The 7,694-nt window shown below is 33.7% G+C and carries 6 protein-coding genes and 1 tRNA gene; 1 reads left to right on the plus strand and 6 read right to left on the minus strand.

Features of this window, described 5'->3' with window-relative positions; genetic code table 11:
* From VKY41_RS02405 to VKY41_RS02430, 6 genes are all read right to left on the minus strand, one after another.
* On the minus strand, positions 1–226 hold a 226-nt coding region (locus VKY41_RS02405; protein ID WP_500812840.1), incomplete at its 3' end, for a hypothetical protein.
* A gap of 24 nt (positions 227–250) precedes the next feature.
* Complete coding sequence (locus VKY41_RS02410; RefSeq protein WP_500812841.1) at positions 251–793, minus strand: DUF4412 domain-containing protein; 543 nt, start codon at positions 791–793, stop codon at positions 251–253.
* A 5-nt stretch (positions 794–798) separates the two neighbouring features.
* Positions 799–1,071 carry a hypothetical protein gene (locus tag VKY41_RS02415; protein ID WP_500812842.1) on the minus strand — a complete coding sequence of 91 codons (273 nt, stop codon included), beginning with the start codon at positions 1,069–1,071 and terminating at the stop codon, positions 799–801.
* Positions 1,072–1,422: 351 nt separating this feature from the next.
* On the minus strand, positions 1,423–5,289 hold the full coding sequence (locus VKY41_RS02420; protein WP_500812843.1) for a hybrid sensor histidine kinase/response regulator: 3,867 nt from the start codon (positions 5,287–5,289) through the stop codon (positions 1,423–1,425).
* A 50-nt stretch (positions 5,290–5,339) separates the two neighbouring features.
* Positions 5,340–6,533, minus strand: a complete 1,194-nt coding sequence (locus VKY41_RS02425) for a DegT/DnrJ/EryC1/StrS family aminotransferase (protein WP_500812844.1) — start codon at positions 6,531–6,533, stop codon at positions 5,340–5,342.
* A gap of 19 nt (positions 6,534–6,552) precedes the next feature.
* A complete protein-coding gene (locus tag VKY41_RS02430) occupies positions 6,553–7,182 on the minus strand; it encodes an NAD(P)H-dependent oxidoreductase (protein WP_500812845.1) in 630 nt (209 codons plus the stop codon).
* Positions 7,183–7,365: 183 nt separating this feature from the next.
* Between VKY41_RS02430 and VKY41_RS02435 the strand changes: the two genes are divergently transcribed.
* A tRNA-Ser gene (locus tag VKY41_RS02435) sits at positions 7,366–7,450 on the plus strand.
* Positions 7,451–7,694 lie beyond the last annotated feature (244 nt).

Below are 7,694 nucleotides of genomic sequence, written 5' to 3' on the forward strand. Positions count from 1 at the left end.
TTACATTGATTTTCATCCCATTATTGGTTGGATTGTTACCCCCAATACGGATCCAGTTACCTTGTAAATCATCCAAAGGATAGGTTTGTTGTTGTGGATTGTTATCTGGTTCCAAAGAATCTGAGCTACAAGACACAGATAGAGTTATTAGAACAGTAAAAAGCAGCATTGTTTTAATATGTTTTTTAAAAGTTTTCATGATGTGTGTATTTAATTTGGTTTTCATATCATTTAAATTTTTTATAGGTTTTTACATAAATTTTTTATAATCTTTTGAGTTGATGGAAAAGTTGGTTTCTTCCAGAGCAACACAAGTCATTTTCAAGGTTTCAGGTTTTTTCTTTGTGGTAACTGTCATGGTCATTTCCATCATTAAACCATCTACTTGTTTCATCCATTCTTGGTTGGCCTGATTTTTTTTATCGTCTATATTGTAAAAAGCCCGAGGGAAAGTAATATCTGCTTCTTTGGTTACCCATACACTTCCGTTATAATCTTCACCGGATATCTTATACTCTCTGCAGATATAATTTAATATAATCTTGGTGTTATTGGTTTTCTCAATTTTTACATCGTTACTGGAAGAGTCATGGTCTTCTACAAAATCGTTTACGTCCAAAGACGTGGACATGAGCATTTTTTTTCCTCCTGCTTCAGTAAACATGTACATGGTTTTTTTGTCCAAATCCATGACATTGAACATGGTACTTGCATTTTCTATGGTATTCCCAAAATAATTTTCATCCTTGGCCAGAAAATAGGTGAAAGTGGTATTATATTTATCACTTTCCATTTGCATCACGTATTTATGCGAAAAACTATAGACACTCTCTGGCGCCTTGTCTTCTGAAGTTGTTTTGCTTTTTTTGGATGATTTGGATTTTTTATTTCCTTCATTGTTAAATACCGAATCAAAGGCCTTTCGGTTTCTTTTTGCGATTTTTGCTCCACTTTACGTTCCACAGTACGTTCTGCAGCATTGGTAGCCTTATCTGCCAGTCGTTCAAAAATTTGTGCTTGTGCATTAAACACAATTAGTATAAAAAAGCTTGTTGTTACTAATAATTTCATGATCAATAATTTTTATTGTTTTTACTTTTATGGTTTTAAAATGATAAAGGTTAACATTTATAAACAGTACTTTAAAAATGGTGATATATCTTTCTGTAGGTGCTACTTGATTATGGTTACCGATTTTATGATTTTGTTGTTCAGCAAAATTCTAAGCTCATATTGACCCTTTTTTAAATGATCGATACTTATATATATTTTTGTTTCTACATCTGTTTTTTGGCTATTGGTATAGCGTTTCATTTGTTATTGTTTAAAGATGTTTAAAATTAAAAACGGAGAGTTTACCTTGATAACAAATATGTTTCAAAGGATATAAGATATGTTCCAAATGTTGTGAAATTCTGTTTTCTAAGGATTTAGAGAGTAATCTTGAGGTGTGCAACCATAAATTTCCTTGAAGCACTTATTGAAATAAGAAGGGGAATTAAACCCAACCTGATAGGCAATTTCTGCCATAGTGGCATCGGATTTTTTTAACAGCTCCACAGATAATTTTAAGCGCTGGGACCTTAAAAACTCGCTGGTAGTCATACCTGTTATGGCTTTTAGTTTCCTGTGAAGTTGCGTACGACTTATTTGCATGTGTTTTCCTAAAGCTTCGCTGTTAAAATCTGGGTTTGTAATGTGCTTATCCAAAGTTGTTTGAAGTCTTTTTAAAAATTCGGTTTCAGTGGACGTAATTGCCAATTCAGGATTTATTGTTAAGGTACTACTAAAATGCTTTTTAAGTTTTAAGCGACTTTCAATCAGTTTTTCCACCCTAACTTTTAATTTTTCGCTACTAAACGGTTTTGTAACGTAGGCATCTGCTCCTGTTTTAATTCCTTGTATCTCATTGACTTCCCCTACTTTAGCAGTAAGAAGTATGACAGGAATATGACTGGTAAGTTCATTGGTTTTTATCTCGTGGCACAATTCCATTCCGTCCTGTTCTGGCATCATAATATCACTTATAATCAAATCCGGAAGCTGCTTCTTGGCTTTTTCAATACCTATTTTACCATTTGCTGCTTCCATAACCTGATAACTATCTAAAAACATTGAAACTATAAACGCACGTATATCTGGTTCGTCTTCAACTATGAGTATACTAGGTTTTTCTGTATGTGTTTTCGAAAACACGGAATCTAAATCCTGTTTTTTTGAGGTAGCGTAAGCCAATAATTCGTTTTCATTAAAAGCCTCTTTACTAATAGGAAGTGTAACCGTAAATTGTATTCTATTTGCATCCAAATTGTTGGCAATAATGGTTCCCTTAGAAAGCGAAACCAAATCACGAACCAAAGCCAATCCAACACCAACACCATCAGACAATTCATTATTCTGATAAAAACGCTGAAACAACTTGGTTAAATCTTCTTTTCCAACCTGCTTACTATTGTTTATAATAGACATTACCAACATACCATTTTGGTTTGTGGCTTCAAAGATTATTTTACTGTTTTTTGGGGCATATTTTATTGCATTTGAAAGCAGGTTGGTACTTACCTTTTCTATAATATCCTTATCAAACCAAACAGCTTTTAAATCTTGAACCTGAAAACTAATTTTAATGTTTTTTTCTTTGGCCTTATATTGAAAAGCACTTATTAATTGTTTCAATAAAATAGTTAGGTTCCCTTGGGCTACTTTAAGTTTTACTTGCCCAGAATCTATCATGGAAAGATCCAACATCTGGTCTACCAGATTGAGCAATCTATTAGCGTTTTGTTTTACCAAGGTAAGTTCTTTCTTATCGGTTTTAGATAAGTCTGATTTGGCCAATTGGTTATCTATAGGTCCTGAGATTAGTGTTAGAGGTGTTCGAAATTCATGTGAAATATTGGTGTACAGCTTGGTTTTAAATTCGTCCAGTGCCTTGGCTGCTTTCAATTTATTTAACGCCATATTCTGGTTAAGCTTCAAAACATAAAATGAAAAAATAATGGCAGCAAAAATTAATCCGTAAGCTACATAAGCCATGGTCTTTTTGTACCAAGGTGCATTTATGGTGAATTGCTTGGAAGCTATAGGCGTGTCATCAAGTATGTTATAGGCAGACTTTACATAAAAAGTATAATTGCCAGATTCCAAATTTGTAAAGCTCACAAAGTTGCTTTCTGCTTCGTGCCACAAACTATTTTCGTCGTTAAGTTTGTAGTAATAGTTTAATTTTTTAGGAAAGCTATAATCATTGGTTGCAAAATGTATCGTAAAATAAGATTGATCGGGATTTACATCAAAATGGTCTGTATGCTTTATATTTTGCTTTTCTATTTCAAATTTTGTATCGGATTTGGAAGTTTTGGAATATAGGTCTACCTCTGTAATCAAAGGTTTTGTATGAACTTCAGGAAATTTAAACCCCTTTGGGGCAATAACTTGAATGCCTTTTTCTGTTCCAAAATAAAATTCATTTTTATAAAATAAACGCGACGTAAACAAGCAAGCATTGGAGACCAAACCATCTGATGCATTAAAGTTAATAAGGCGATCTTTAGTGGCATCGTAAACATAAATACCATTCCTAATGGTACTAATCCAATATATTCCTGGAGCATGGGAATTTATGGCCATTGTTTTTTTATCAAAAAAATCATTACCTATTTTAAAACTTCGAAAGGTACGACTTTCTGGATTGTAGATGTTGATACCACTATCCATACCAAACCAAATTTCGCCAGTATCAGCCTCAAAAATTTCATAGGCTGTGTTTGTATTTAAGGTGTTCTTTTTAGGTTTTTCCTTGGTGAATTGCTCATAATCAAATGGTTTTTCGTTAGAACTGACCTTAGATATTTCTGGGATTTTGTAAATACCATTCCCAACGGTAATGACCCATAGATTATCGTTTTTATCTATTTTTAATTGTAATCCTTTTAATTCATAAGGGCCATTTTCATTTTTAAAAGTAAAATTCCTTAGCACTTCCCCTTTTAAATTTACCAAATGCAATCCTTCCCAAGAACTCACCCACAAAAATTCATTTTTATCCTGAACAATGCCGTAAATTTTAAACAGATTTTTATTATCGCTAGGTATTTCATGGGTTTTAATCATACCTTGAGCATCTAATTGGTATAACTTATTTGTTAAACCAGCAGTCCAAATACCATGACTTGTTTTCACGGCCGAAAACATTCTTATGGGAATCAGGTTTTTTAATGTATTGGTCTCCTTTTCGTACTCAAACAGACCATCCCTTCCCACTATAAACAACTTTTCATCATCTGGAATTATTCGTCTGGCGTGAACGGGAATCACATGTTTAAATAAGCGCCCAGCTATGCTTTCTTTATAAAGTCCGTTATTGGTGCCTATCCATAAAATCCCTTGACGATCCACAAAAAGCGCTTGTAAAACCCCTAAAACATGGTTCAAGTCAGGTGGCATTTCTAATTTTTTAAAGGACTGGTTTAAAACATGATATTCATACATATAGGTTTTTCCCAAAAAAAACATGGTGTGGTTTACCATATTGGAAATGCCATAAATTATTTCGGGTGTTTCCAGTAATACTGGAGATTGCCCAAGTGTATAGGTGTACAAGTCATCATTCATTTTTAGTATAAAATTGGATGTTCCTGTTTGAAACATCTTATTTATATTTTCTGCTTGATAAACAGGCTCCAATTCTTTTAATGACTCATGATACACATAAATGCTATTGTTAAAAGCCAAAACTATTTGTCCATTATTGGTTTCGTTTATAAAAATATTGCCACCAAGATCATTGACTTTTTCAACAGGTCCAGACATTGTTTTTCTATAAAGTGCGTTTTCAGATTCAATCCATAACACATCCTTGGATGTAATAAACAAATCGTAAATAATCATTCCATTTAAAGCAGTGTCTCCTTCAATAAGATCAATTTTTTCAAACTCTTCGGTATCCTGATCAAAACGTATCAATCCTTCACCTTGTGTGCCTATCCAAAAAATACCTTCACTGTCTTGAACCATGGCACGAACCCAGTTTGCCGGAAGGGATTTGTGCTTTTGTGGATTGTAATGGTATGATTTTGTATTTGTTTCAAAAAATTTATAAAGGCCATCCTGGGTTCCAACCCAAATAAAACCTTCCCTATCCTGCATAATAGAAGATATGTATTGATTATCCAATTCCCCTTCTATGGGGTTTAATCTAAGAAAATCAATGGCATTTGAAACTTTTGGTGCTTGCGAAAAGAGCATCCAGGGAAACAAACAAAATAAAAGTAGCCTTAAGTATATCATTAATAATGGATTCGTTACTTAAAGTTACTAAAAATGTTTTGATAACCTTATTATAAAACTGCAGTTATTGCTTTGACCATTTTTTCAGCACGTGCTTTCACTTCTGCCTCGGTCCATGAAAGTTTAATCAAACACGAGATGTTTCTAGCTATATAATGATCTGATTGGTCAAATGTTTTTGTTTGAAGATATTTTAACCCTTCTTTAACTTCATTGGAAATTGGGTACAAAGACTTTAGTTCTTTTAAATGCTCCCACTTTCTAATATAATGCCAGTTGTTATCATAGTAGTGAAAACAGGCATCCACACCATGGTCTTTAAAAGCTGACGATGCTTTTCTTGCTGTTTCTAAATCTGGTAAAAAGAAGCTTAAAAACGAATAACTTTCTTCTCCTCCTTCTGGAACGGTTCTGAAAGTGACTTCTGGAATCTCAGACAGGGCTTCCCTTAGTATGGTATAATTTTTCTTTTGAATGGTCACAAATTCATCCAAACGTCTTAATTGTGCCAAACCAACAGCTGCATGAAGCTCAGATATTCTAAAATTATAACCTAAAAACGGATGGGTTTCTGCACCACGATCCTTACCAACATGGTCGTGACCATGATCTGAATAATGATCGGCATGCCTATAATATGCTTCATTATTTGTTAAGACCGCACCTCCTTCTCCAGCTGTAATAATCTTTACAAAATCTAAAGACAAACAGCCTAAATCGCCAATACTACCTACAGGTTTTCCTTTATACGATGCTCCAGTTGCCTGCGAAGAATCTTCAATAACCACCAGCTTATGCTTTTTACAAAGCGCCATTAACGCGTCCATATTTGCCATACTCCCACACATATGAACCGGCATAACAGCCTTTGTTTTTGGTGTAATGGCAGCTTCTACCGCTTTTGGATCTAATGTTAAGGTATCATCAATATCCACCAAAACAGGAATGGCTCCTAACATCATTATAGCTTCAAAACTTGCTACAAAAGTAAAAGTTGGCATAATAACCTCGTCTCCTGCTCCAATTCCAGCACTAGCTAAAGCAACAGAAACAGCAGCCGTACCACTAGAAACTAATTGCGCATGCTTTACTTGAAGTTGATGTTCCAAGGTACGTTCTAGTTCCTTGGCTTTCCAATGTCCGTTACGCATACCATCAAATCCATAGCGCATTAACACTCCATTATCCAACACATCGTTTAGTTCTTTTCTTTCTTTATCTCCAAATAATTCAAATCCTGGCATGACTTTCTAATTTTAAATTTTATAACTCAATAATACTATCTGTGATCTTTTTTCTTACTTTTTTAAACTCAGCAAACATGTCTTTTTCATCCCGATATCCAATAGGTAAAAGTAACACCGACTTCAATCCTTGTTTATTCAATTCTAAAAGCTCGTCGTATTTTTCTGGTACAAAACCTTCCATTGGACAAGAATCAAGACCTTCTATAGCACAAACCGTCATTAAATTACCTAAAGCCAGATAGGCTTGATTGATAGCCCAGTTTTCAATATCCTTTTGGGATTTTTTCTCAAAATCGTCTATTAAAAACTCCTCAAATGGTTTAAGAATATGTTTAGGTGTATTTCGTATTTTATGAACTCGATCAAAATAATTTGTTACAAACTCCTTATCTATATTAGTTTGAATACATAAAATAAGCACATGTGAAGCTTGAATTATTTGCTTTTGGTTAAAAGAATATTCAAGAAGTTTCGCTTGCAAGTTCTTGTCAGCCAACACAACTAATTTAATAGGTTGTAAACCATAAGAGGAAGCCGTTAAGTTAAAAGCTTGTTTAATAATATCCAATTTTTCGGTTGGTACTATTTTATTAGGAGAAAAAGCTTTTGTAGCATAACGCCACTGCAGTTTATTTATAATTTCCATGACTCATTTTAAATAAGAACAGCAAAAATACCATTTGAATTTTGTTCCAACTAACAGATAATCAAAATTATTATTCGCCTTAAAAAAAAAGTTTAAAAAATTATGCATAATTTATTTGAAAGAATGAAAAAAGGATTCTATATTTGCACCCGCATTCAAGGAATACTTGATGAGATACGCAAAGGAGAAATGGCAGAGCGGTCGAATGCGGCAGTCTTGAAAACTGTTGAGGGTCACACCTCCGGGGGTTCGAATCCCTCTTTCTCCGCTGAGAGATTTACAAATCTCACCAAAAGCCGATAAACACTATGTTTATCGGCTTTTTTCATTTTCTCCATCATCAAATAAAAGCATTCAAATTCAAATAAAAGGTGAGCGATTCGGTGCGTATTTTTAAATATAATTTTACGCACCGAATCACCATCTTAAATACTGCTAAACAACAACTTACGTTAAGTATATTTTTTATTGTTCATTATCTTTTTGTACTTTTAAAGTTCATAAAAATTACG

The organism is Xanthomarina sp. (genome assembly GCF_035306605.1).
GTDB lineage: Bacteria > Bacteroidota > Bacteroidia > Flavobacteriales > Flavobacteriaceae > Xanthomarina.